Here is a 26311-nt window from a genome sequence, read left to right on the forward strand (position 1 = left end):
ACACCTAGCAATATAAAATTGGCGCTAAGTGTCTCGGCAGCGGTTGATCCAAGTGCGACAAAAGGGTACGTAGCAGCATCGGTCGATGAATTTTATCTTTTTTCTATCTGATGAGAAATTGCCATCAACCTGTTAAGAAAACACAAAAACCGCTATATTTCAGCGGTTTACATATAAATCATATTTAATCGTTTGCGCTCACATTTTAGCCCTATGTGGACTGACTAGCAATGTTTTCAGCAAGAGATTTGTGTATTTGAAGTCACATTTTGACTGCTAAATAACCAAGCGTCTTTGCGCTAAGTTAAGGCAAACGAATATTATACCCAAGTTACTTACAATTGGTCACTTTCAGGCATACAGGAAGCCCGATAGGCAGGCTCCCTAAAAATAGGCGGCAATTATTCACCAAGAAGGTAGGCGCTGTCTAGTTTACAAAATGCAACTAATAGTTTCGCGACACTCGAGTAAAATCCAAATTCGTCGAATTGTTTACATTTGTCTGAAAACTGAGGTAACCAAGACATCAATTGTTGCTGGATAAAGTCGTTTTGTTTAACGAAGGCTTCTTCCATGTGTTTTTCTTGTTCAAGCTCGTTTGAGCGGATAATCATGTTCCCGAGAAAGTCGAGCTCAACGGCTAAGTGATCCGCAGGTTCCTTTAGGTTTTCGTCTACTTGAACGCCAAATTCAGCCATCAACTTTTCCATTTCCTCAGCTGGCTTGTCATTCAGTAAACCTGATTCACCAATGTACATGGATGCGTAAGGAAGAGCGCCGTATTTTTCTGTCTTCAAAAACAGTTCACAAAAGTCAGCTGCAAGCTCTAGTTGTGCATCTTCACGATCTTGTAACCGATTCAATGCATCAACTAGGCTATCAACGGCTGGTTTTAGCGACTCATTTTCACCTAAACCTGCGAGAAAACTGCGAATTTCAACACTGTGATAGGCTTCCAATTCTTTCTCTGTTAGTTCTTTTGCGAACAAGCTCGAAAACCACCAGTAAATTTCAGCGCGTTTCTCATTAAAAGCTTTCACTTCTTGCATTTTGGGCTCCTGAATGATGCTTCAAGTCATGCATCACAAAGTCAATTAGGGATATCCCCTAAGTGTAATCAATTAAAATGAATAGCAGTAACTATAATTGTTATGTTTTATGGTCAAAAATGACCGTTTATTAATAGCAATGGGCAAGCTTGTTTTGAATCAATAAAAACGCTAAATCTTGCGTTTTAATGTATCTATGACTAGAAATGTTACTAGTTATGAATAGAATACGTCTTGGATAATAAGAAGACAGAAAAGTGGTGTAAATGAGCTATCACGTATTAGTCGTAGAAGATGATGTTGTAACTCGTAGTAAGCTTGCGGGATATTTCCAAAATGAGGGCTACCAAGTCAGCGAAGCAGAGAGTGGCGCAGAAATGCGTGAAGTTTTGCAAGCGGGCGATGTAGACCTGATCATGCTGGATATTAACCTGCCTGGTGAAGACGGCCTGATGCTTACTCGTGAGTTACGTAGCCAATCGGATATTGGTATCATATTAGTAACAGGACGCACGGATAGCATTGATAAAATCGTAGGCCTAGAAATGGGTGCTGACGATTATGTGACAAAACCTTTTGAACTGAGAGAGCTGTTAGTTCGCGTTAAAAACTTGCTGTGGCGTATTTCAGCAGCGCGCAGTGGCAGTTCGAAAGCGAATGAAACCAGTGAAGAGCACATTGTGCGCTTTGGGGAGTGGACATTCGACATTCAACGTCGCGCACTTAGCCGCAACGGTGAGCCAGTAAAACTAACTAAAGCAGAGTATGAACTTTTGGTGGCATTATCGTCTTATCCTAACCAGGTGTTAAGTCGTGAGCGTATTTTGAACATGATCAGCCATCGAGTGGATGCGCCGAATGACCGCACCATTGATGTTCTTATTCGACGTATGCGCGCAAAAATGGAGTTCGATCCTAAGAACCCACAGATTTTTGTAACGGTACACGGCGAAGGCTATATGTTTGCTGGTGACTAGTTGGAACATAACTCAATCGTAAAAAGAAAAAGGAGAGCTTCGGCTCTCCTTTTTTGTGGCTTCAAGATAATACTAGTTTGCTTCAACCATTGGTGTTTGGCCGACAGTATCACGCAACCTTTGCCAAATACTGCCCAAGTACTCATGCCAATAAAGCTCTGTTTGTTCTAAGTAACGCGCTTTAGGTGAGTATTTATCCCAAGGTTGACTTATCTCGCTAATAGCTAAGAAGTTGGTCGGGGCTGGGATTGGTTTAATGCCTGCTGCGTTGAACTCATACAATGCACGGCTCATGTGACTCGCAGAAGTGACTAACACAATCTCCTTTTGTTGAACGAATGCAGCCGCTTGACGTGCCTCTTCCCACGTATCTTTCGCATCTTCTAATAAAATGATATCGGATTTCGCGACTCCCAACGCAAGGGCAACGTTCGCCATCATTCGCGCGTGGCTAATTTCAGATCCGCCAGCATAGCCGGATAAGATTAATTTCGCGCCTGGATACATTCTTAAAATACGAATGCCCTCAGTTAAGCGCATTAATGCTGCACGGCTTAACTGCGAGGTGGGTGGAATTTCGTCATCGATAACATGACCATTCCCTAAAACCATCACGTAGTCGATGGTGCCAGAAACTGGCAAAAAGGCTTTATGCTCTCGCTCTAACGGCATAAGAAGCTTGGTTGAAACAGGTTGGAAGGCAACAAGAAAAATGCCAACAAAAGAGAATAGAACAACGAAGCAGCCAGTTTTACGTTTTGTAGTAAAACTAATGAGAGCAAGACCCAACAAGCCTATCAGCAGCAATGCCGGAAGGGGCATAAGCATGGCTGACACTACTTTTTTCAGCTCAAACATACATAAATAGTCCGAAAAAACATCAATTGATAATAAAAATGAGGGTATCCCTCTTTATTCCTGCTTTCCTTGTGCCAGAATAGCGGCACAATCCGTTATGATAACTCAGCAGAAGTGACAGAAGACCGCAATTTCGACGATATCGCCCACAAATTTGCAAAAAATATTTACGGCTCCGATAAAGGGGAGATCCGCCAAATCATTGTGTGGGAAGATTTTCTACAGATTCTAAGTGAATTAGATGCTGACCAGCAACCCCTAGAAGTGTTAGACGCTGGTGGTGGTTTGGCACAAATGTCGCAAAAGCTTGCTAAGCTCGGACATCGAATCGCTTTATGTGATCTATCTTCGGAAATGCTGCAGTTGGCTAAGCAGGATATTGAAAAAAACGGTTTGCTTGAGCAGTATCGCCTGATTCATTCGCCTGTCCAATCCATCGGTGAACATATGGATGTACAGGTCGATCTGGTTATGTTCCACGCTGTGATGGAGTGGCTGGTTGATCCTAAGGCCGCACTTGAAACAGTTCTAGAACAAGTAAAACCGGGAGGTATCGCATCAGTCATGTTCTACAACCACCACGGTTTAGTCTATAAAAACGTGGTTTGTGGCAACATTCCTCATATATTAGACGGCATGCCTCACCGAAAAAGATTTAAACTACAGCCGCAAAAAGGCTTAAAACCTGAAGAAGTCTACCAGTGGATAGAAAATTCAGGTTTTAATATTTGTGGCAAATCTGGTATTCGCTCATTTAGTGATTACATAGGCAATATGGAATACATGGGTGATTACGAGTTTGAAGATGTGTTGGCGCTAGAAAAACAACTTTGTCGACAAGAGCCATACCTCTCATTAGGCCGCTACATTCATGTGTGGGCTAAAAAGAACGATAAACAGGAATAACAATGAGTGAGATGACTCTCAATGCTGCAGAGCAACCAATCGATGAGCTGGTTGGCTGGGTTAAGCAGCACGATTTCTCGTTGAACCTGACCACAGAGCGATTGGCATTTTTGATAGCCATTGCCGTACTGAGTAATGAAAGGTTCGATGAAGAACTGGGTGAAGGTGAACTGCATGATGCATTTGCCATCGTCACTCGACTATTTGATGAGACCGGCGAAGCCTCCGCTTTTCGTGCGAACAATGCGATCAACGAGATGGTTAAGCAGCGTCTTATGAGCCGTTTTGTCAGTGAAATTACTGACGGAGCGAGCATTTACCGCTTGTCGCCATTAGCGATAGGAATAACCGACTACTACGTGCGTCATCGTGAGTTCTCAAAACTGCGTCTATCTATCCAGCTATCCATGGTAGCGGATGAAATGGCGAAAGCGATTGAGGCAGCACAAAAAGGTGGCACACCGGGTCACTGGAAGAAAAACGTATACGGTGTTTTAAAATATTCTGTAGGCGAAATCTTCGATCAAATTGACCTCAACCAACGTGTTATGGATGAGCAGCAACAGTCAGTGAAACAACAGATTGCTGACCTGCTTAACAAAGACTGGCGCGAAGCGATCAACAACTGTGAAGCACTTCTGTCAGAAACATCAAGCACGTTGCGTGAACTTCAAGATACGCTGCAAGCCGCCAGTGATGAACTGCAAACTCAGATCCTCGATATTCAAGAAATTGTTTACGGTGACCCTGAGCTGGAGTTTATCGAAGAAGCCTTGTTTGGTCTGCAAATGAAGTTGGACCGAATCACAAGCTGGGGCCAGCAAGCGATCGACCTTTGGATTGGTTACGACCGACACGTGCACAAGTTTATTCGTACTGCAATCGATATGGATAAGAACCGTGCGTTTAGCTCGCGTCTGCGTCAATCCGTCAAAGATTACTTCGATGCGCCTTGGTATCTGACTTATGCAGATGCGGAGAGGCTTTCTGACCTTCGTGATGAGGCCCTAGTACTGCGTGATGACGAGGTCACGGGTCAAGTTCCGATGGAAGTAGAATACGAAGAGTTTCAACAAGTCAATGATGAGTTGTCTGAACGAATTGGTGACATGCTAAAAGCGCATAAAGATCAAGGCACACCAATCGATTTGAGTGTGGTACTGCGAGATTACCTTGCACAGCACCCTTACACTCATCATTTTGATTTAGCTCGCATTATCGTCGATCAAGCTGTACGTCTAGGGTATTCAGAATCGGATTACCAAGCGATTCAACCAGACTGGAAAGCAATCAACGAATTTGGGGCAAAGGTACAAGCGAATGTCATCGACCGATACTAATGAATACATGTCAGAGAATCTGGCAAAAGCAATTTCTAACCCTCTGTTCCCAGCGCTAGACAGCATGCTTCGAGCAGGGCGTCATATCTCAAGTGAAGATCTAGACAATCACGCGTTGTTGTCGGATTTCGAACTTGAGCTTTCTTCTTTCTACCAACGCTACAACACCGAATTGGTGAAAGCGCCAGAAGGTTTCTTCTACCTTCGTCCTCGTTCAACGTCTCTGATTGGCCGTAGTGTTCTTTCTGAACTGGATATGCTGGTGGGGAAGGTACTGTGTTTCCTTTACCTAAGCCCAGAGCGTCTTGCGCACGAAGGCATCTTTACTAACCAAGAGCTGTACGACGAACTGCTTGCTCTAGCAGACGAAAACAAGCTGATGAAGCTAGTGACGAACCGTGCGACTGGTTCTGACCTTGATAAAGAAAAGCTGTTTGAAAAAGTACGTACGTCACTTCGTCGTTTGCGTCGCCTAGGCATGATCATCAACATCGGTGAAACCGGTAAATTCAGCATCAGTGAAGCGGTATTCCGCTTTGGTGCCGATGTACGTATTGGCGATGACATGCGTGAAGCGCAGCTGCGTCTAATCCGTGATGGTGAAGCAGTAGTGCACACCAAAGAGCCAAGCCAAGGCAGCTTATTGTCTGAAGAAGATCAAGACGACCAAGCCCAAGAAGAAACAACAGAAGAGGGTGAAGCATGAGCATGATTGAACGCGGTAAATACCAATCGCTGACCATGGTCAACTGGAACGGCTTCTTTGCCCGTACGTTTGACATCGATGGTCTGGTCACCACGCTATCAGGTGGTAACGGTGCAGGTAAATCAACCACAATGGCGGCGTTCATCACCGCATTGATTCCTGACCAAACGCTGCTGCACTTCCGTAACACGACAGAAGCGGGCAGCAGCCAATCGTCTCGCGACAAAGGTTTGTACGGTAAGCTACAGCCGGGCGCATGTTATGCGGCGCTAGACGTGGTGAACTCACGTAACCAACGCCTATTGTTTGCAGTAAAACTACAGCAAGTTGCGGGTCGTGATAAGAAAGTAGACATCAAACCGTTTGTGATCCAAGGTCTTCCAAGCCATGTGAAACCAACGGATATCTTGGTTGAAAGCGTATCTGCGACTCAAGCTCGTGTACGTCAAATCAACGAAGTAAAAGAATCGATCGCGGAATTTGAAGGCGTTCAGTTCAAAGCGTTCTCTTCTATCGTGGATTACCACGCGCAAATGTTTGAATTCGGTGTGATTCCGAAGAAACTGCGTAACTCTGGTGACCGTTCTAAATTCTACCGCCTGATCGAAGCATCGCTTTACGGTGGTATCTCAAGTGCGATTACCCGTTCGCTACGTGACTACCTTCTGCCACAAAACGGCGGCGTGAAGAAAGCGTTCCAAGATATGGAATCGGCGCTGCGTGAAAACCGCATGACGCTAGAAGCGATCAAAACCACGCAAGCAGACCGTGACTTGTTCAAACATTTGATTACAGAGTCGACCAACTACGTGGCAGCGGACTATATGCGCCATGCCAACGAGCGCCGTAAAAAACTAGAACAGACATTGTCTTTGCGTTCAGAGTTATTTGGTTCTCGCGAGACCTTGATTGAGCAAAACAATCTGCTTAACCGCGTTCAAGAAGAGCTGGAACTGCTGATCGAATCAGAATCTTCTTTAGAGCAAGACTACCAAGCGGCTTCTGATCACTTGCAACTGGTGCAAAACGCGCTGCGTCAGCAAGAGAAGATCGAACGCTACCAAGAAGATCTTGAAGAGCTGAGCGAGCGTCTTGAAGAACAAATGATGGTAGTGGAAGAAGCGCAAGAACGCGTGATGATGGCTGAAGAGCAAGCTACCGTTGCAGAAGAAGAGGTGGATAGCCTTAAGACGCAACTTGCTGATTACCAGCAAGCTCTTGACGTTCAGCAAACTCGCGCCCTTCAATATCAACAAGCAGTTCAAGCGCTGGAGAAAGCGAAGCAACTACTTGGCGATGACAGCCTAACGGCGGAATCGGCTCAAGCGCTTGTCTCTGAGCTTAAGAACAAAGAGTCAGAAAGCACCAATGCGTTGCTATCGGTTAAGCACAAACTGGACATGTCTTCTGCAGCGGCAGAGCAGTTTGAAACCGCGCTTAAACTGGTACAAAGCATTGTTGGTCAAGTTGAGCGCAAAGACGCGTCTGAACATGCGAAAACCGCAATTGCGAAAGCGCGTGAGTCACAACAAATCGCACAAAACGAACAGCAATGGCGAGCACAACACCGTGATCTCGAACGCAGCCTTAACCAGCAGCGTCAAGCACGTGAACTGGTTGCTGAATACAAAAAGCAATATCACGTTGAACTAACCGATGAGGTTACGTTTGAACAAGAACGTGAACGTCATGCGACGCAAATCGAATCAGTAGAGATAGCTCAAGAAGAAGTTCGTGATCAGCGTGGTGAACAGCGCCGTCTAGAGCAAAACGCGGTGGCAGAAATTAGTAAGCTTGAAGCAATAGCACCAGCTTGGATTGCGGCGAACGATGCGCTAGAGAAACTGAGAGAGCAGAGCGGTGAAGAGCTTGAGGATCGCCATGCGGTAATGAACCACATGCAAGTTGTCCTTGAACAAGAAAGGGAGCTGTCTTTAGCTAAAGATAAGCTTGCTGAGCGCCGTAGCCAGCTAGACGCTGAGATTGAGCGTCTTGCTTCTCCTGGTGGTTCAAATGACCCTCGCCTGAAAGGTTTGGCAGATACGCTGGGCGGTGTATTGCTGTCTGAGATCTACGATGACATCACGATTGATGACGCGCCTTACTTCAGTGCGATGTACGGTCCGGCTCGTCACGCTATCGTTGTTTCTGACTTGTCAGGCATCGAAGAAAAACTGGTAGAGCTAGACGACTGTCCAGAAGACTTGTACATCATTGAAGGTGACATCGATGCCTTTGATGACAGCTCGTTCGATGCAGAAGAGTTAGAGGGCGCGGTTTGCGTTCGTATGAACGATCGCCAAATGCGTTACTCTCGCTTGCCTGAGATCCCATTGTTTGGCCGTGCGGCACGTGAGCAGCGTCTAGAGTTGCTGCGTAACGAACGAGAAGAAGTGGTAGAGAAACACGCGAAAGCGGCGTTTGATTCTCAGAAAATGCAGCGCTTGTACCAAGCGTTTAACCTATTTGTGTCTAACCACATTCAGGTTGCTTTTGACGCCGATCCAGAACAAGCACTGGCAACTATTCGTGATAAGCGTAACCAAATTGCTCGCGTGTTGGCGGATCTGGATGCGAAAGAGCAACAACAACGTTCTCAGCTTCAAACCAGCAAGCAAGCGTTGTCTTCTCTGGACAAGCTAGCGTCACACATGGTGCTTGTTGAAGATGAGTCATTGCAAGCGCGTTTTGATGAGCTAGAAGAGAAAATCGCTCAGCTTGCAGAGGCAAAAAACTTCTTAAACAACCATGCAAAAGCCGTCACGCAATTAGAGAATATTGCGTCTGCGCTTGATGCTGACCCAGAGCAATTCGATGCACTAGAAGCAGAATACAAAGCGGCAGACGAGCGGCTACAAGATCTTAAGAAGCAAATCTTTGCACTCTCGGATCTCGTTGAACGTCGTCACTACTTCGCTTACTCAGATTCAGTAGACCTACTGAACAAGAGTAGCGAACTGAGTGAGCAGCTAAAAGCTAAACTGGTTCAAGCTGAACAAATGCGTACTCGCTCTCGTGAAGAGTTGAAGCAATCGCAAGGTCAAATGAACCAATACAACCAAGTATTGGCTTCTCTGAAGAGTTCACACCAAGCGAAACTGGAAACGGTTCAAGAGTTCAAACAAGAGCTTCAAGAGTTTGGCGTGAACGCTGACGAAGGTGCAGAAGAGCGCGCAATGCGTCGTCGTGACGAATTGCACGAGCGTCTACACACGTCTCGCAGCCGTAAGAGCGAATACGAGCGTACAATCACCTCTACTGAACTAGAGATGAAAGGTTTGGCGAAACGTCTGAAGAAAGTTCAGAAAGAATACGTTGAGCTACGTACGTTCGTGGTTGCAGCGAAAGCTGGCTGGTGTTCGGTACTTCGTTTAGCGCGTGAGAACGATGTTGAGCGTCGTCTACATAAGCGTGAACTGGCTTACATGTCTGCGGATGAACTGCGTTCAATGTCGGATAAATCATTGGGTGCGCTGCGTCTAGCGGTTGCGAACAACGATGATCTTCGTGATGCGCTGCGTCTATCAGAAGACAACGCACGTCCAGAGCGCAAAGTTCTGTTCTACATCGCTGTTTACCAACATCTTCGTGAGCGTATTCGTCAGGATATCATCCGTACTGATGATCCAGTTGAAGCGATCGAAGAGATGGAAGTAGAGCTAGCGCGTCTAACAGAAGAGCTAACGCAACGTGAAAACCGCCTAGCGATCAGCTCTGAGTCGGTAGCGAGCATCATCAAGAAGACGATTCAGCGTGAGCAAAACCGTATTCGTATGCTGAACCAAGGCTTGTCGAACATCTCGTTCGGTCAGGTGAAGGGCGTACGTCTAAACGTGAAGATCCGTGAAAGTCACGAAGTGCTACTGAACGGTTTAGCGACACAACAAGAGCAGCATAAAGATCTGTTTGAATCGACTCGCTTTACCTTCTCTGAAGCAATGGCGAAGTTGTTCCAACGTGTGAACCCGCACATCGATATGGGTCAACGTTCTCCTCAAGTTCTGGGTGAAGAGCTACTGGATTACCGTAACTACCTAGAGCTGAGTGTAGAAGTGAACCGTGGTACAGATGGTTGGCTACAGGCTGAGTCTGGCGCGCTATCAACAGGTGAAGCGATCGGTACCGGTCAGTCAATCCTTCTGATGGTTGTTCAAAGCTGGGAAGAAGAGTCTCGTCGTCTACGCAGCAAAGACATTGTACCTTGTCGTCTGCTCTTCTTGGATGAAGCAGCGCGTCTGGATGCGAAATCGATCGCAACATTGTTCGAATTGTGTGACCGTCTGGATATGCAGCTTCTTATCGCGGCGCCTGAAAACATCAGCCCAGAGAAAGGTACGACCTACAAACTGGTGCGTAAGGTGTTTAAAGATCACGAACACGTACACGTGGTTGGTCTGCGTGGTTTTGGTCAAACGGATAAGCCTAAGACTGAAGCACAAGAGATGATTGAAGAGTTTGAATCGTAAACTTCGAATCTAACAAAACGCCCGCAATGAACGCGGGCGTTTTTGTATCTGTTTGCGAGGCAGGCTTCGAACAACATAAGACAAGCCGAGACTGTAGGACGGCAGTCTCGGCTTATTAGCGGAACTTAATGAGGAAGCTACGTTTATTCCTCTGGAATATCGTCCCTGACTTCGATCATTTCAGCAAGCTCTTCAAGTGCTTGGACAGAAAGCTCAGACAAGCGTTGTAGGTGTTGGTCTAAGCTCTCTTGTTCTTCAAGCTCTGGTTCATCATTATTTGTTTCTTTTATTAGCATTTCTCAACCTCTCAAGTTGAGTAAGGGGAGCTCTCATCATACTCAAAAGGCAAAGTAGAAAAGAAACGATCTATGTTGATTTTGTTAGCTCGATCATTGATTCAACTTATATATGAGAAGGATGTGTTTAATAAGGAGAGCAAGTGCAAGGTTTTTGGATGCGGGAACAAAAACGCCAGTAATCATGACAATTACTGGCGAGTAATAACGAACATTATGTCGAAGGGTTAGAACAACGGCTTCACACCGAACTGCTCTGCCGCGTAAGCGACGCGTTCAATCGGTTTTGGATACTCAGCAGGTGTGCCAAGGCTCTCTATGTGTTTCAAACGAGGAAGCAAGCCTGCACCATTAGCGATTTGGATTGCCAGACCAGGGCGAGCGTTAAGCTCTAAAACCATAGGCCCTTCATCTTTATCCAGCACCATATCCGTACCCATGTATCCCAAACCTGTCATTTCCCAGGCACTTGACGCAAGCTCCAGCAAGCGCTCCCAATGCGGTACTTGAAGGGTCGAAAGGTCTTTACCTGTATCAGGGTGATGAGTCACTGGATGATCGAACTGCACCGCTCTGACGGCTTTACCTGTCGCGATGTCAATGCCTACTCCTACCGCACCTTGGTGAAGGTTTGCTTTGCCGTCGGAAGCCGCTGTAGAACAGCGCATCATCGCCATAACTGGATAACCTTTAAATACGATGATCCGAACATCTGGTACGCCTTCATAACTGAAGCCATCAAAACAGTCATCAAACTTGATTAAGTTTTCAACCACAGCAACGTCATTTTTACCACCAAGAGAGAAAAGGCCAGCAAGCGCATTACTAATGTGACGCTCGACCTCATCCCTACCAATTGTAGAGCCGGAGGGTTTGGTATATACCCCGTTTTTGTGAGACGTAACAACCAGAATGCCTTTACCGCCACTACCTTGTGCAGGTTTGATTACAAAACCAGGCCAGTTCTCAACCATTTTGTGGATAGTCTTAACTTCAGCTTGGTTATGAATGACACCGATCAGGGCAGGAACTGTTGCTCCTGCTGCCTGTGCAATAATTTTGGTCTTTAGCTTGTCATCGACAAGTGGGTATTTAGAACGATCATTGTAACGGCCAATATAGCTGTGGTTACGCTTGTTCATCCCCATAATGCCTTTATGGCGAAGCTTAGACGGCGAAGTAAAACTTTCGAACATCGTTTAGTCCTCCGCTAGTGGTTTGAAGCGTCGTAGCTCAGTGAGGCGGTAACCTGTGTAAGTACCTAGTAATAGAATACCGGCCAGAACAATCAACTGTAGACCAATGAAGTTAAAGGTTAAGTGTTGAATGTATGAGTTCGTCATTGCAAGGTAAACTAATACCGCTGTCAGCAATGAACCACCACCTTGCAGAGCAACTTCCTTCGCACCTTCTTCTTCCCATAGGATTGACATACGTTCAATCGTCCAAGACAAGATGATCATAGGGAAGAAGGTAATTGTTAGGCCTTCCGTTAAGCCCATTTTAAACGCAACAACGGTGAACACCGAGATGATCATAATAACGGTAATAATGACCGCAGATATCCTTGCTACCAGCAATAAGTTCAACCTAGACAAATAGCTTCGAATAATCAGGCCTGTACCTACAATTAGCAAGAAACCGACAATACCCGTTAATAGTTGAGTTTGAACAAAAGCAACGGCAATCAACACAGGCATAAAGGTACCGGATGTTTTCAGGCCGATAATCACACGCAAGAACACAACGATCAGAGCACCAATAGGGATGAGCATGATGGTTTTGAACATCGCTTGCTCTTCCAAAGGTAGGCTATGAATTGAAATATTCAGTAATCCATCTGCTTCTATTTTGTTGTTTGTAGCTTGTTGTGGTGTCATTTCTTGCTTAATCATCGAGAAATGCACTTGGCTATTTTTACCACCAACAAGGTCAAGTAAGGATACGTTTGATTCATCCCACACTAACAAGTTGGGTTTCACTGCTTTTTGTTCGGATTTTGGCGAAAACAGTACCCAATCTTTACCTGACCAAACCTGAACCATTGGTTGAATTGTTTGGCGTCGACGACCATCTTCTAGTTCGATAACACCGACGGTTTTGCTCTGTATACCTGCGGTAAGCAAAATGTTATGCAGTGCATCAGTACGGCTGAAATCGTTCAGTAGTAGCGACGAGTTTTGGCTATCAGGGTCATTAAGCGCTTTGATAAGCTCACGAGTAAACGTCACATTATCGGCTGAGCGACTCATCGCACGTTCGATAAGGGCATTTGCCGCTGCTGCTTGTGGCGCTGAAAGCGTTGGTGGCGTAATGTCTTCCGTTGGCGGTAAAGGAGTGACTTTAGCCTGAGGGTCTACTAAGAACTGGGCTTTGTAGTATATGGTTTGTGGCCCTTGAGCTTGGCGAATTGACCATTCTGCACGACGGCCTGAATCGTCATTGATGTAGGAAACGCCATAACCTGATGAGGAAGCAGATTCACCGATAAGTGTGTAACCACTTTGTGTATGAGGTGCTGCAAGTGACGCTTTTACTTCGTTGCCGTTAGCATTGAACTCAATACGAGCTTCTACATCCCATACCTGGCGAGTTTCGCCTGGCGTCCAAGGCACGCCGTAGTTTTCATGTCTGAAAACACTCAGAGCAATGCCCGCAATCACCAATAAGATGATAGAAAGGTAAAACGGTATTTTTGACGTCATAATCTACCTTATTATTTTTTATCTTCGTCCGTTTGGATATAGGTACGACTTACATCGACAAGTGCTATGTCGCGCATAAATTCTCTACCCAGTAAAATAGGATGGTTCATATGTGAGCGATCTGCCAACGTAAATTGCGCTTTTTCATGAATTTTTCCAACGCGCACCCAAAGTTCTACCACAGCGCGGCGTTCTAACTCTTCACTGGTAACCTGGCGGATTTTGACGTAGCGAATGACAGGAGCTTCGATCCAAGTACTTTTCTCTTCTTCGGATTTACTGGTGTCTGCTAAGTGGAATCGGACCCATTTTTTACCATTTCTTTCGAACTCTTCAATATCAACGGCATTTAAAGACGACGTCGCGGCACCAGTGTCGATACGTGCATCAAAAGTTTGCTTAATCGACTCTACAGTGACCTTTTCGATAGAGCCAAGGACAATATCGTGAGTTGGGGTTGGTTCCACAGGAGCGGGAGATTGGACAATAATCGGCTCTTTCGGTTTTTTTACTTCTGCCATTGCTTCATCGCGAAATGTAAGAAGTTCAACCTGTAGTTTATCGACTTGTTCTTCAAGGCTGTCGATATAGTCCGATTGGTTGCTGAGCTGTAGCTCTAGGTTGGTAATGCGATTATTGACATTCGCTTCTGAATTTTGAATCGCCGCTAACGTTTCTTGGTGGTACTGTTCGCCTTTGGTTAGTGAGCATCCAGATAGTAAGGCGATGGCAACAATCGGGGTCAATCGTAATAACATTGAAAACCTTGGGATTGGATTAAGTTGTTTATTTTTTAGGAGTTTAGCTTATATCGATAAAGCCTCACAAGTAAGAATGTTTCTCTATTACTTATTGTTTGAGGAATAGTGATGAAAAGCCAAAAATCAAGGACATAAAAGCGCATCCTTATTTAGAGCGTGCTTATATTTTGACGTGAAAAATGGATTCAAAAAACAAACTCGCTCATTACAAGGAAAGAGGGTAATGTCTTAACTCGTAAAATGAGTTAAGACAATGTCAGGAATCTCAGCGAATTATGATTTGCGAGCGACAAGAACCGCGCGGCGAGGGGCAGGATAGCCTTCTACAGTTTTGCTTGGGTCGTTCGGATCTAAGTAGTCAGGTAGAGAGTTATGCGTCATCCAATCTGTGGTACGTTGTTCGTCTACGGACGTGATGTTTTCATCAACGATACGAACATCTTCAAAACCGACCAATTCTAGCCACACTTTTAGGGCTTTTGCTGAAGGGAAGAAATAGACATTACGCATTTGCGCGTAACGAGAAGTCGGGACCAGTACTGCATTCTCATCACCTTCAATCACGAGTGTTTCCAATACGAGTTCACCACCAGATACCAATTGATCTTTTAGTTGCACTAAATGATCGAGAGGCGAGCGGCGATGGTAAAGCACGCCCATGCTGAATACCGTATCGAACGCTTCTAACTTAGGTAGTTGTTCAATGCCCAATGGCAGTAGGTGTGCACGTTGGTCATCGCCCATTAGTTTACGAATTGCTTCGAACTGAATCAGGAACAGGTGAGATGGATCGATACCGACAGTTAAGCGTGCACCTTCGCCTAGCATGCGCCACATGTGGTAGCCGTTACCACAACCTACATCGAGTACGCTGCGATTCTTTAATGGTGAAATATGCGGAAGCACGCGGTCCCATTTCCAATCACTGCGCCACTCAGTATCAATATGGATGCCGTGTACGTGGTATGGGCCTTTGCGCCAAGGATGGAATGTACGAAGTAAGCTTTCTAGCTTTTTAAGTTCCCCTTGAGGCATCGGCTCATTGTTTGAAATCGTGACAGAATCAACAATGTCGATGTTGTCCGGCCTACCCGCTGGGATTTTGTTCAGGGCTTTCAACCAGCGACCAAAGTCACCGTGCTCTGCATTTTGCCAATCCGTTAGCTGTTGTGGAAGCTCATTAAGCCAAGGTTGAAGACGGGTGTCTTGTGCAATCAATTGGTAGAAATTTGCAAAGTTAAACATAGTTAGTTAATCGCTGAGTTGATGGGTATAAATTATTAACAAAAGCCGAAATCGGCATGGTTCAGGCTTTGTATGCATGGTCTATTTAATCGCGAACATGGAGCCGAAGTTAAAGCATTGGAACCAAACATCGTAGCTAGAAAAGCCAATTTTAGCGAAACGCTCTTTATGCTCTTTCTTTGAATCTGGGCGCATTACATTTTCTATCGCGCTGCGCTTTTGGCTGATTTCTAGTTCGCTATAACCATTCGCACGTTTAAAGTCGTGGTGAAGGTCAATTAATAGTTCATTCGACACTTCATCTTCGAAGACGAATTTCTCAGATAGAATCAAAATGCCGCCCGGACGAAGGCCAGCGTAAATTTTTTCGAGCAAGGAGTAACGATCTTCTGGAGAGAGGAATTGCAAAGTGAAGTTCAACACCACCACTGACGCGTTTTCAATTTCGATATTGCGAATGTCTGCTTCTACTACATCCACAGGAGTGTCACTGCGGTAAGCGTTGACGTGAAGTTTACAACGCTCAACCATCGCCGGAGAGTTGTCCACTGCGATGATTTGGCAACCTTCTTGTTTGATATGGCGACGCATAGACAATGTTGCAGCACCCAAAGAACAGCCAAGGTCATAGATGTTTGAGTGAGGTTTTACAAAACGCTCTGCCAGCATACCGATTGCAGAAATAATATTGCTGTAACCCGGTACCGATCGTTGAATCATGTCAGGAAATACTTCCGCTACGCGTTCATCGAACGTGAAATCCCCAATTTTATCGATTGGAGCCGAAAAAATAGTATCTGGATTGCTCTTAGGGTTCATAACTAAGTCTCTGCATACAAGCCGCCTGAAAATGTCAGGCACCAAAAAAGGCGCGTATTTTATGGGAATTTCGCGCCTCTGTCATGTGTTGCGTTAGAACATCTGTAACTGCGAGTTGCCATCGTCAGCTGGGAAAGGTGCTAACTCAGGGAGCGTGATACGTTTTTGTATGTCTTTATACAGGTTTGCAGCCAACTCTGGCGCAATTATATTGTCTGCGGTATGGATCATGACATATGGCTGTTTACCTTCGGCAATCCATTGTGGCAACTTGTTGAGCCATGGTTTAAAAAACTCGTAATTTTGCTGTTCTTCTGGATGACCAATAAAGCGAATCAAAGGGTGTGAAGCGGTAGCAATGGCGTGAACAGGGACTCGTGGTTTTTTCATTTGCGCATCAATGATCGCCTCATTGTCGGGCTTAGCGGCAAAGACTGGGCGGCTATCCATAATAATACGGTCAATATTATTCTCTACTAACCATTGGTTAAGTGCTCGCTCTTCTTCGCCTTTGGAGAAAAACGCCATATGGCGAACCTCAACACCGAGAGGGAAGTTAGGTGGAAAGTTCGCACAGAACTTTTTCAGTCGATCAAGGTGCTCAGGACCAAATGCGGCTGGTAATTGAATTGTCCATTGGCCCACACGGTCATGCAAAGGCTCCATGACCTTCATGAAGTCTCTCAGTTGTTCGCTGCAACCTCTTAGCATTTGCTCATGAGTGATGGCTTTAGGAAGTTTGAAAGTAAAGCGAAAATCATCGTGGGTTGCGGCTCTCCAGTTTTGCACTGTATTGAGCGTCGGTGTGGCATAAAATGTCGTGTTGCCTTCCACGGTATGAAACACTTGCGCATACCTTTCTAAACGTTCAGCGGGCTTTGTCCCGCTGCCGTAAAAACTTTGTTGCCATTGATTGTGCGACCACATCGTCAATCCAAGTCGAAGAGGTAAGTTATCCATTATTCTTTACTGCTTGCTACTCGTGTGAATACTTTACGAGAGTTTTGCTGAAATAGGTAATTTCACGCTATAATCCTCCCCAATTTTTTCGCTTTGGTGCGCTTTTGAACATTTGTTGTACTAAAAAGCACCAGTGAATGATAAAACACACGTAATTGTATGTTGAGTAGTCGATTTTCGTGGACATTCAGCGTATAACTGAATCTTTACTCTGCTTAGCAATGAGGCTGACAGAGCGTAGTTAACAACATTTGAGAGATTGGGAATTTCATTATGCGTACCCATTACTGTGGTCACCTGAACAAGTCCCTTGCAGGACAAACTGTAGAACTTTGCGGCTGGGTTAACCGTCGTCGTGATTTAGGCGGTCTTATTTTTATTGATATGCGAGATCGCGAAGGTATCGTTCAGGTAGTTGTTGATCCAGATATGGCGGATGCGTATGAAGTGGCGAACACACTTCGTAATGAATTCTGTATCAAACTAACGGGTGAAGTGCGCGTTCGCCCAGAGAGCCAAGCAAACAAAGACATGGCAACAGGTGAAGTTGAGATCCTTGCGAAAGGTCTTGAAATCATCAACCGTTCTGATGTTCTGCCTCTAGACTTCAACCAAAAGAACTCTGAAGAGCAGCGCCTGAAGTACCGTTACCTAGATCTACGTCGTCCAGAAATGAGCGACCGTATCAAGCTACGTGCTAAAGCGTCTAGCTTTGTTCGTCGTTTCCTAGATGACAACGGCTTCCTAGACATTGAAACACCAGTACTAACAAAAGCGACACCAGAAGGCGCTCGTGACTACCTAGTACCTAGCCGTGTTCACAAAGGCAGCTTCTACGCGCTTCCTCAGTCTCCACAGCTATTCAAACAGCTTCTAATGATGTCTGGTTTTGACCGTTACTACCAAATCGTTAAGTGTTTCCGTGATGAAGACTTGCGTGCTGACCGTCAACCAGAATTCACTCAGATCGATATCGAAACGTCATTCATGACGGCTGACCAAGTTCGTGCAACGACTGAGAAAATGGTTCGTGAAATGTGGCAAGAGCTACTAAATGTTGACCTAGGTGAATTCCCAGTAATGCCGTTCAGCGAAGCGATTCGTCGTTTCGGTTCGGACAAGCCAGACCTACGTAACCCACTGGAACTAGTAGACGTTGCTGACCTAGTGAAAGATGTTGAGTTCAAAGTATTCTCAGGTCCAGCAAACGACGAAAAAGGCCGCGTTGCCGTTATTCGCGTTCCAGGTGGTGCATCTTTGACTCGTAAGCAAATTGATGGCTACGGTGAATTCGTTGGCATCTACGGTGCGAAAGGTCTAGCTTGGATGAAGGTTAATGACCGTGCAGCGGGCATGGAAGGTATCCAATCTCCAGTCGCTAAGTTCCTAAATGAAGACGTGATCAACGGCATTCTAGATCGTACTCAAGCGGAATCTGGTGACATTATCCTATTTGGCGCTGATAAAGCGGGTATCGTTGCAGAAGCAATGGGTGCGCTACGTTTGAAACTAGGTAAAGACCTAGAGCTAACGGATGAATCTGCTTGGGCTCCATTATGGGTGGTTGACTTCCCGATGTTCGAAGAAGATGACGAAGGCAACCTACACGCGATGCACCACCCATTCACATCGCCTCTAGGTGTGACTGCGGAAGAGCTAAAAGCAAACCCTGCTGCGGCAAATTCTAACGCTTACGATATGGTTCTAAATGGCTACGAAGTGGGCGGCGGCTCTGTTCGTATCCACAACGCAGATATGCAAGAAGCCGTATTTGATATTCTAGGTATCACACCTGAAGAGCAACAGCTTAAGTTCGGCTTCCTGCTTGATGCGCTGAAATTCGGTACGCCTCCACATGCTGGTCTTGCATTTGGTCTAGACCGTCTAGTAATGCTGCTATGTGGCACAGAGAACATCCGTGATGTTATCGCGTTCCCTAAAACAACAGCAGCGGCGTGTCTACTAACAGACGCACCAAGTATTGCGAACCCAGCAGCGCTAGAAGAGCTAGCAATCGCAGTAACTGCAGCGAAAGAAAAAGACGCAGAATAAGCGCACAACATTTGAAGAAAACTCCCGCAACTGCGGGAGTTTTTGTTTAAATAAACCCAAGAAACTTCCAAAGCAATTTCCCAAGCAACGCTTTTTAGAACATGTTTTGTTATTAAGCGTCAAAATACATTAAAAGGTGAATTATGGCTGGTCATAGTAAATGGGCGAATATTCGTCACCGTAAAGCAGCGCAAGATGCGAAGCGCGGCAAAATCTTTACTAAATTAATTCGTGAAATCGTTGTTGCGGCAAAAGAGGGGGGCGGTGAGCCAGAAAATAACCCACGTTTGCGAGCAGCAATTGATAAAGCACTGTCTAACAACATGACACGTGACACTGTCAACCGCGCTGTCAGCCGAGGTGCTGGTGGTGAAGGCGACGACAACATGGAAACCGTGATCTATGAAGGTTATGGTCCAGGTGGTACGGCGGTCATGGTCGAATGTATGACGGATAACCGAAATCGTACGGTATCTGGCGTACGTCATGCATTCTCAAAGTCAGGCGGTAATCTGGGGACGGATGGTAGCGTCAACTATCTTTTCGACAAGAAAGGCGTGATTTCATATGGCCCAGGTTTAGATGAAGATGGGGTAATGGAAGTAGCATTAGAAAGTGGTGCTGATGACATTGAAACGGCAGAAGATGGCTCGATTGATGTCTACACGGCCCCAGGCGATTTTGGACTCGTAAAAGATGCTCTTGATGCCGCAGGGTTTGAGGCAGAGAACGCTGAGGTGTCGCTGATCCCATCTACGAAAGCAGATTTGGACGCGGATACTGCGCCAAAACTACTTCGTTTGATTGACGCTTTGGAAGATCTGGACGATGTTCAAGAGGTTTATCACAATGGTGATATCTCTGACGACGTTGCGGCTACGCTAGATTAAACTCAAGGTGTCGGGAGCGGTATTTGCTCCGAAGTTAGCAAGTAATAATAAAAAGACTGAGGCCGAATTAGGCCTCATTTTTAGGAACATTCATGTCAATTATTTTGGGCATTGACCCAGGTTCGCGCATTACCGGCTATGGGGTCATTCGTCAAAATGGACGCCACTTGCAATACCTTGGTAGTGGCTGCATTCGTACTTCAGAAAAAGAACTTCCGGGTCGGCTTAAACAGATTTATGCAGGCGTCACGGAAATCATTACCCAGTTTCAACCGGACGTTTTCGCGATCGAGCAAGTGTTTATGGCCAAAAACGCGGATTCAGCGCTAAAACTTGGCCAAGCTCGTGGCAGTGCAATTGTTGCTGCGGTGAATGCGGAGTTGCCGGTATTTGAATACGCGGCTCGTCTTATTAAGCAAGCTGTCGTCGGCACTGGTGGCGCGGACAAAGCGCAAGTTCAGCATATGGTTCAACAGATGCTTAAATTGCCCGCCAAGCCTCAAGCGGATGCAGCCGATGCTTTAGGTGTGGCGATTTGTCATGCCAATACTAACAAGACTCTCGTTGCGTTAGCGGGCAAAGCAACCAGTGCCAGAAAAGGGCGCTACCGTTAAAATTAACTGGATGTCTATCCAGTTCTTTATTATCCTGTCGCAAATTCATTTCCAAAGAGTATTTATAGTGATTGGACGTCTTCGTGGCATACTGATTGAAAAACAACCACCTGAAGTATTAATTGAAGTTAATGGCATTGGCTATGAAGTCCAGATGCCAATGAGCTGTTTTTACGAGCTGCCAAATGTTGGCGAAGAAGCCATTATTTATACTCACTTTGTCGTCCGTGAAGATGCACAATTGCTATACGGTTTCAACACAGTAAAAGAACGAGCACTTTTCCGTGAAGTGATCAAAGCCAATGGCGTTGGTCCTAAACTCGGTCTTGGTATTCTCTCTGGTATGACAGCAACGCAATTTGTTACTTGTGTGGAACATGAAGACGTTTCTACGCTGGTTAAGCTTCCAGGCGTTGGCAAGAAAACCGCAGAGCGATTGGTTGTTGAAATGAAAGACCGATTGAAAGGGTGGGGCGCTGGCGATCTATTTACACCATTTACGGATGCTGCTCCTGCGGATTCTGGTGCGACATCCAACAACGCGGAAGAAGAGGCAATTAGCGCACTTCTAGCTTTGGGTTACAAGCCGACTCAAGCATCGAAAGTGGTGTCTCAAATTGCTAAACCGGACATGAGCAGTGAGCAAATGATCCGTGAAGCTCTAAAATCAATGGTGTAACGCTGGTTTCACAGTGAGCATTTGTTCAAGATAACTCATTCTCTAAGGTTAATGCCAATCGCTTAACGATGTTTTTTGTGTCATTCCAGCGAGCCTAGCGAGACTGGGAATCTAATAGCAGCACGCTGAGCGGTTAATGAAACAATTTGACCATAAACCGCTCGGATAGAAGATCCTGTATCACGCTCCTTCGTCGCTGTACAGGATGACGAGATATAGAAATATGCCACTTGCTGTTAAACGAGCGGCATTATTCTCTCAGGTAACCATTTTTCAAGGTAAAAAGATGATTGAAGCCGATCGTTTAATCGCGCCAGAAAACCCTGCCTTTCGTGATGAAGATGTCATTGACCGTGCTATTCGGCCAAAAAAATTAGCGGATTACCAAGGTCAGGACCATGTCCGTGACCAAATGGAGATCTTCATTAAAGCTGCTCAGTTACGTAGCGAAGCACTTGATCACCTGTTAATTTTTGGCCCTCCGGGTTTGGGTAAAACCACGCTAGCAAATATTGTCGCCAACGAGATGGAAGTAAACATCCGTACTACTTCAGGGCCAGTTCTTGAAAAAGCAGGCGATTTAGCCGCGTTACTAACCAACCTAGAAGAAAATGACGTTCTATTTATTGATGAAATTCACCGCTTAAGCCCAATGGTTGAAGAGGTTCTGTATCCGGCGATGGAAGATTATCAACTGGATATTATGATCGGTGAAGGTCCGGCCGCTCGTTCTATTAAGATCGATTTGCCGCCGTTTACTTTGATTGGTGCAACGACCCGAGCTGGCTCTTTAACGTCACCATTACGCGATCGTTTTGGTATTACTCAGCGCCTTGAGTTTTATAAGATAAAAGACCTCCAAGATATCGTGCAGCGAAGCGCGGATTGTTTAGGTTTATCAATGGAACCTGAAGGTGCATTGGAAGTGGCAAGACGTGCGCGTGGCACACCACGTATTGCTAACCGTTTGCTACGCCGTGTTCGTGATTATGCGGAAGTAAAAGGCAATGGTCACATTTGTGCCGATGTTGCCGATAAGGCGTTGAATATGCTTGATGTGGACGCCGAAGGCTTCGATTACATGGACCGTAAGCTACTACTCGCGATTATGGAAAAATTTGGTGGTGGTCCGGTCGGGCTCGACAACATGGCAGCGGCGATAGGTGAAGAAAAGGACACTATTGAAGACGTTCTTGAACCTTATCTTATTCAGCAAGGTTATTTACAACGCACTCCGCGTGGAAGAATCGCGACAGATCGTGCGTATTTGCATTTCGGAATTGAAAAATAAGATTCCCTCGCTGGGCCTTTGTTGCCCAGTGCTTCATTAAAGTTGACCAAACTCACATTTTTTGAATTTTTTCTCATACTGGTTTAGTAAGTAAAAAGCATTGATTGTTAACTCGATGTTTGCTTGCAACTGGTTAATTTCTCTCCTGATTACTCTCTCTTAACATCCGTATCCAATACTGGTTGATCTAGATCAATGTGATGGATTTTTGTGCAAATTCCGCGCATAAACATTGATGTATATCAAAGCGCGTTACGGCTATAAACCTTTTGAAACAATCTGTTTTTACAAGTAATATTAGCCCCAGCTATATTAGCTGATGCTTAACAATTAACTAACCAATGAAGCACATTTTTGCAACAATGAGTTGTGATAATTCAACATTTTTCAAGTGTAAATAACACCTGAATATGGATTGCAATATGTAGAGAGTGTCATTCAGCCGACACATAGGAGTTACCATGATTGACGTAGTTGATCTATCGCGGTTGCAGTTTGCACTGACAGCGATGTATCACTTCCTATTCGTACCATTGACCCTTGGTATGGCCTTCCTTCTGGCCATTATGGAATCGATGTACGTAATGACGAACAAGCAAATCTATAAGGACATGACCAAGTTCTGGGGTAAGCTATTCGGTATTAACTTTGCACTTGGTGTGGCGACAGGCCTTACCATGGAGTTCCAGTTTGGTACGAACTGGTCTTACTACTCCCACTATGTAGGTGATATCTTCGGTGCACCGCTAGCGATCGAAGCACTTGTCGCATTCTTCCTGGAGTCAACTTTTGTTGGTCTATTCTTCTTCGGGTGGGATCGTCTATCTAAACGCCAGCACTTAGCGGTTACCTGGCTTGTGGCACTAGGCTCTAACTTCTCTGCTCTTTGGATTCTTATCGCAAACGGCTGGATGCAAAACCCAGTAGGCGCAGATTTCAACTTCGAAACCATGCGAATGGAAATGGTGAGCTTCTCTGAGGTTGTACTAAACCCAGTTGCTCAGGTTAAGTTCGTGCATACGGTTGCTTCTGGTTACACTTGTGGCGCAATGTTTATTCTAGGCATCAGTTCATACTACCTATTAAAAGGTCGTGACATTGCGTTTGCTCGTCGTTCGTTTGCTATTGCTGCTTCTTTCGGTATTGCAGCTATCTTATCTACCATCGTTCTTGGTGACGAATCTGGCTACGAGCTTGGTGAAGTTCAAAAAGTGAAACTCGCTGCAATTGAAGCAGAGTGGCACACTGAACCTGCACCTGCCGCATTTACGTTATTTGGTGTTCCTAACCAGGAAACGATGCATACCGATTACGCAATTAAGATCCCTTACGTAATGGGTATTATCGCGACACGTTCTTTTGATGAGCAAGTAACAGGTCTTCGTGATTTACGTGATGAACACGTCGATCGTATTCGTGACGGCATGTACGCTTATGAACTTCTAGAGAAGCTTCGTGCGGGCGATAAGTCAGAAGAAAACATGACTGCGTTTGATGAAGTGAAAGGTGACCTAGGTTACGGTCTACTTCTAAAACGCTACACAGACAATGTTGTTGATGCAACAGAAGAGCAAATCCAAGCTGCTGCGGACGACTCAATCCCAACAGTATGGCCGCTATTCTGGTCATTCCGTATCATGGTTGCTTGTGGCTTCATCATGTTGTTTGTCTTTGGTGCGGCGTTTATCCAAACGTGTCGTCAGAAGATTGAGCAGAAACAATGGATTCTAAAAGCTGCACTATTTAGCATTCCACTACCTTGGATTGCAATTGAAGCGGGTTGGTTCGTCGCTGAGTACGGCCGTCAACCTTGGGCTGTAGGTGAAATTTTACCAGTGCATGTTGCAGCTTCTGCACTAACTGCAGGTGAAATCTGGACTTCACTCTTCGCAATTCTGGCGCTATACACGGTATTCCTGATTGCAGAAGTTTACCTAATGTTGAAATTCGCTCGTAAAGGCCCAAGTAGCCTGAAAACGGGTCGCTACCACTTCGAGCAAAATGCTGACTCTGTTGAAGACAAAGTTAGTCGCCAAGTAGAAGCGTAAGGTAAGGAGATAACAAGATGTTTGATTACGAAATCTTGCGACTCATCTGGTGGGTACTAATCGGTGTTCTACTAGTTGGTTTTGCAGTAACAGACGGCTTCGATATGGGTGTAGGCGCGCTTGTACCTATCATCGGTAAAAACGACACGCAACGCCGTGTCATGATTAACTCAATTGCTCCTCACTGGGATGGTAACCAAGTTTGGCTTATCACTGCTGGTGGTGCACTGTTCGCAGCTTGGCCTTTGGTTTACGCAACGTCATTTTCAGGCTTCTACTTAGCGATGATTTTGACACTAGCAGCGCTATGGCTTCGTCCTCTGGGCCTAGACTACCGCTCTAAAATCGAAGATCCAAAATGGCGCAATACCTGGGATATCTGTATCTCAATCAGTGGTTTTGTTCCGCCAATCATCTTTGGTGTAGCGTTTGGCAACCTTCTACAAGGTGTACCATTCCAATTGAGTGAGTTCTTGATGCCAACATACCATGGCTCATTCTTTGGTCTACTAAACCCATTTGCACTGTTGTGTGGTCTAGTAAGCTTGTTCATGATTTTGATGCAAGGTTCTACTTGGCTACAAATGAAAACAACAGGCGAAGTGCATGTGCGTGCGCGCAACGTTGCTCAGTTGGCTGGTTTACTGACGGTTGCTGCGTTTGTAGCGGCTGGTTTCTGGATCCAAAATATCGATGGCTACGTCATTGTTGGCGGTATCGACACTAACGCTGCTTCTAACCCTCTAAACAAAGAGGTTATCCGTGAAGCTGGTGCGTGGATGAAGAACTTTGAAAACTACCCACTACTATGGGCTGCTCCTGTATTAGGTGTTGCAATGCCGCTTCTCGCTGTATTGGCATCTCGTCTTGAAAAATGTGCGATTTCGTTCATTACTTCAAGCTTGGGTGTTGCTGGTGTTATCTTTACTGCAGGTTTTGCGATGTTCCCATTCATCATGCCTTCAGACTTAATGCCAAGCCACAGCTTAACAATGTGGGATGCAACGTCATCTGAGCTGACTCTGAACCTAATGACAGGCGTTGCGTTTGTTATGGTGCCAATCATCCTTGGTTACACATCTTGGACTTACTACAAGATGTTTGGTCGCCTTGATGACCAGTACATTGAAGACAACAAAAACTCACTTTACTAAGGAGCATTTACTATGTGGTATTTCGCATGGATTCTAGGTGTACTACTTGCTTGTGCATTCGGTATCATCAACGCTCTTTGGCTAGAGCACTCAGAAATGATGGATAAAGACAGTGAGTAACCTCGCTGATAAGGTAGCGAAACTTCACGCACCAATGGATAAGACTCTGCTACGAGTCTTATCTCTCATCCTTGGCTTTATGCACATAGGATTGGTGATGTGGGACCCTGAAGCTTACCATCAAGCAATTGGTGGTTTTAACTCAATCATCGCACCAGCACTGATTTGGTCTGTATGTTCAAGCATGGTGTATGGGGTGGGCTTCAAGCCAAGAAACTGGTACTGGCAAGTTTTGTTTAGTCCTTATTTCTCGTTAGCTATCTTAATTTATCTAACGGCACTTTATTTCATTTAGACTGAAATATGCTGTAATAAAGTCGGTTACTAAATCATCGAATAAAAGCTAGGTATCTCGCCTAGCTTTTATTTTTTCTA

23 protein-coding genes are annotated in these 26311 nt (G+C 45.4%); 14 read left to right on the forward strand and 9 right to left on the reverse strand.

Going from position 1 to position 26311, the window contains the following annotated elements; all coding sequences use genetic code 11:
• Positions 1–401: 401 nt before the first annotated feature.
• Entirely contained in the window at positions 402–1049 is a 648-nt protein-coding gene (torD, locus tag R7070_RS07610) for a molecular chaperone TorD (RefSeq protein WP_017820035.1), read from the reverse strand.
• Positions 1050–1315: 266 nt separating this feature from the next.
• Between torD and torR the strand changes: the two genes are divergently transcribed.
• Positions 1316–2026, forward strand: a complete 711-nt coding sequence (torR, locus tag R7070_RS07615; RefSeq protein ID WP_005378370.1) for a two-component system response regulator TorR — start codon at positions 1316–1318, stop codon at positions 2024–2026.
• Positions 2027–2098: 72 nt separating this feature from the next.
• Here the strand turns inward: torR and elyC are convergent, their stop codons facing one another.
• The gene (gene elyC / locus R7070_RS07620) at positions 2099–2884 is read right to left on the reverse strand and encodes an envelope biogenesis factor ElyC (protein WP_005387893.1); all 786 of its coding nucleotides are present in this window, start codon (positions 2882–2884) and stop codon (positions 2099–2101) included.
• 114 nt (positions 2885–2998) lie between these two features.
• Here elyC and cmoM point away from each other — a divergent pair, with 114 nt between their 5' ends.
• Genes cmoM through mukB form a run of 4 tightly spaced genes read left to right on the forward strand, consistent with a single transcriptional unit; the run spans position 2999 to position 10302 of the window.
• The gene (cmoM, locus tag R7070_RS07625) at positions 2999–3790 is read left to right on the forward strand and encodes a tRNA uridine 5-oxyacetic acid(34) methyltransferase CmoM (RefSeq protein WP_025998624.1); all 792 of its coding nucleotides are present in this window, start codon (positions 2999–3001) and stop codon (positions 3788–3790) included.
• Between the two features lie 2 nt (positions 3791–3792).
• Positions 3793–5130, forward strand: coding sequence for a chromosome partition protein MukF (gene mukF, locus R7070_RS07630; RefSeq protein WP_017634722.1), 1338 nt, complete (start codon positions 3793–3795; stop codon positions 5128–5130).
• Positions 5111–5836: a chromosome partition protein MukE gene (mukE, locus tag R7070_RS07635; protein WP_005378379.1), complete on the forward strand. Its 726-nt coding sequence runs from the start codon at positions 5111–5113 to the stop codon at positions 5834–5836. The genes mukF and mukE overlap by 20 nt, the downstream gene beginning before the upstream one ends.
• A 2-nt stretch (positions 5837–5838) precedes the next feature.
• Positions 5839–10302, forward strand: a complete 4464-nt coding sequence (gene mukB, locus R7070_RS07640) for a chromosome partition protein MukB (protein ID WP_256900346.1) — start codon at positions 5839–5841, stop codon at positions 10300–10302.
• A 143-nt stretch (positions 10303–10445) separates the two neighbouring features.
• Here the strand turns inward: mukB and R7070_RS07645 are convergent, their stop codons facing one another.
• From R7070_RS07645 to R7070_RS07675, 7 genes are all read right to left on the reverse strand, one after another.
• Positions 10446–10598, reverse strand: a complete 153-nt coding sequence (locus R7070_RS07645) for a hypothetical protein (RefSeq protein ID WP_005378381.1) — start codon at positions 10596–10598, stop codon at positions 10446–10448.
• A 227-nt stretch (positions 10599–10825) separates the two neighbouring features.
• The gene (locus R7070_RS07650; RefSeq protein ID WP_005378387.1) at positions 10826–11794 is read right to left on the reverse strand and encodes an alpha-L-glutamate ligase-like protein; all 969 of its coding nucleotides are present in this window, start codon (positions 11792–11794) and stop codon (positions 10826–10828) included.
• A gap of 3 nt (positions 11795–11797) precedes the next feature.
• A complete protein-coding gene (locus R7070_RS07655; protein WP_005378389.1) occupies positions 11798–13303 on the reverse strand; it encodes an inactive transglutaminase family protein in 1506 nt (501 codons plus the stop codon).
• Between the two features lie 11 nt (positions 13304–13314).
• Positions 13315–14061, reverse strand: coding sequence for an ATP-dependent zinc protease (locus tag R7070_RS07660; RefSeq protein WP_005378391.1), 747 nt, complete (start codon positions 14059–14061; stop codon positions 13315–13317).
• A 276-nt stretch (positions 14062–14337) separates the two neighbouring features.
• Positions 14338–15309, reverse strand: coding sequence for a tRNA 5-methoxyuridine(34)/uridine 5-oxyacetic acid(34) synthase CmoB (gene cmoB / locus R7070_RS07665; RefSeq protein WP_256900318.1), 972 nt, complete (start codon positions 15307–15309; stop codon positions 14338–14340).
• An 81-nt stretch (positions 15310–15390) separates the two neighbouring features.
• Positions 15391–16128, reverse strand: coding sequence for a carboxy-S-adenosyl-L-methionine synthase CmoA (gene cmoA / locus R7070_RS07670; RefSeq protein ID WP_017635063.1), 738 nt, complete (start codon positions 16126–16128; stop codon positions 15391–15393).
• A gap of 93 nt (positions 16129–16221) precedes the next feature.
• Positions 16222–17088, reverse strand: a complete 867-nt coding sequence (locus tag R7070_RS07675) for a DUF72 domain-containing protein (RefSeq protein WP_054729591.1) — start codon at positions 17086–17088, stop codon at positions 16222–16224.
• A 273-nt stretch (positions 17089–17361) separates the two neighbouring features.
• On the opposite strand from R7070_RS07675, the gene aspS reads away from it, so the two are divergent.
• From aspS to ybgE, 9 genes are all read left to right on the forward strand, one after another.
• On the forward strand, positions 17362–19140 hold the full coding sequence (aspS, locus tag R7070_RS07680) for an aspartate--tRNA ligase (protein ID WP_005378401.1): 1779 nt from the start codon (positions 17362–17364) through the stop codon (positions 19138–19140).
• Between the two features lie 143 nt (positions 19141–19283).
• Positions 19284–20030, forward strand: a complete 747-nt coding sequence (locus R7070_RS07685; protein ID WP_017635061.1) for a YebC/PmpR family DNA-binding transcriptional regulator — start codon at positions 19284–19286, stop codon at positions 20028–20030.
• Positions 20031–20122: 92 nt separating this feature from the next.
• A complete protein-coding gene (gene ruvC, locus R7070_RS07690; RefSeq protein ID WP_005387909.1) occupies positions 20123–20644 on the forward strand; it encodes a crossover junction endodeoxyribonuclease RuvC in 522 nt (173 codons plus the stop codon).
• A gap of 67 nt (positions 20645–20711) precedes the next feature.
• Complete coding sequence (ruvA, locus tag R7070_RS07695) at positions 20712–21323, forward strand: Holliday junction branch migration protein RuvA (RefSeq protein ID WP_005378313.1); 612 nt, start codon at positions 20712–20714, stop codon at positions 21321–21323.
• Between the two features lie 286 nt (positions 21324–21609).
• Complete coding sequence (gene ruvB, locus R7070_RS07700) at positions 21610–22614, forward strand: Holliday junction branch migration DNA helicase RuvB (RefSeq protein WP_005378312.1); 1005 nt, start codon at positions 21610–21612, stop codon at positions 22612–22614.
• A 461-nt stretch (positions 22615–23075) separates the two neighbouring features.
• On the forward strand, positions 23076–24662 hold the full coding sequence (cydA, locus tag R7070_RS07705) for a cytochrome ubiquinol oxidase subunit I (protein ID WP_005378311.1): 1587 nt from the start codon (positions 23076–23078) through the stop codon (positions 24660–24662).
• Between the two features lie 17 nt (positions 24663–24679).
• Positions 24680–25816: a cytochrome d ubiquinol oxidase subunit II gene (cydB, locus tag R7070_RS07710; RefSeq protein ID WP_006742909.1), complete on the forward strand. Its 1137-nt coding sequence runs from the start codon at positions 24680–24682 to the stop codon at positions 25814–25816.
• Between the two features lie 12 nt (positions 25817–25828).
• Positions 25829–25936, forward strand: a complete 108-nt coding sequence (gene cydX, locus R7070_RS07715; RefSeq protein WP_000270284.1) for a cytochrome bd-I oxidase subunit CydX — start codon at positions 25829–25831, stop codon at positions 25934–25936.
• Positions 25929–26231: a cyd operon protein YbgE gene (gene ybgE, locus R7070_RS07720; protein ID WP_033905055.1), complete on the forward strand. Its 303-nt coding sequence runs from the start codon at positions 25929–25931 to the stop codon at positions 26229–26231. Before cydX ends, ybgE begins: the two co-directional genes overlap by 8 nt.
• Positions 26232–26311 lie beyond the last annotated feature (80 nt).

The organism is Vibrio sp. 1557 (assembly GCF_033340175.1).
GTDB lineage: Bacteria > Pseudomonadota > Gammaproteobacteria > Enterobacterales > Vibrionaceae > Vibrio > Vibrio alginolyticus.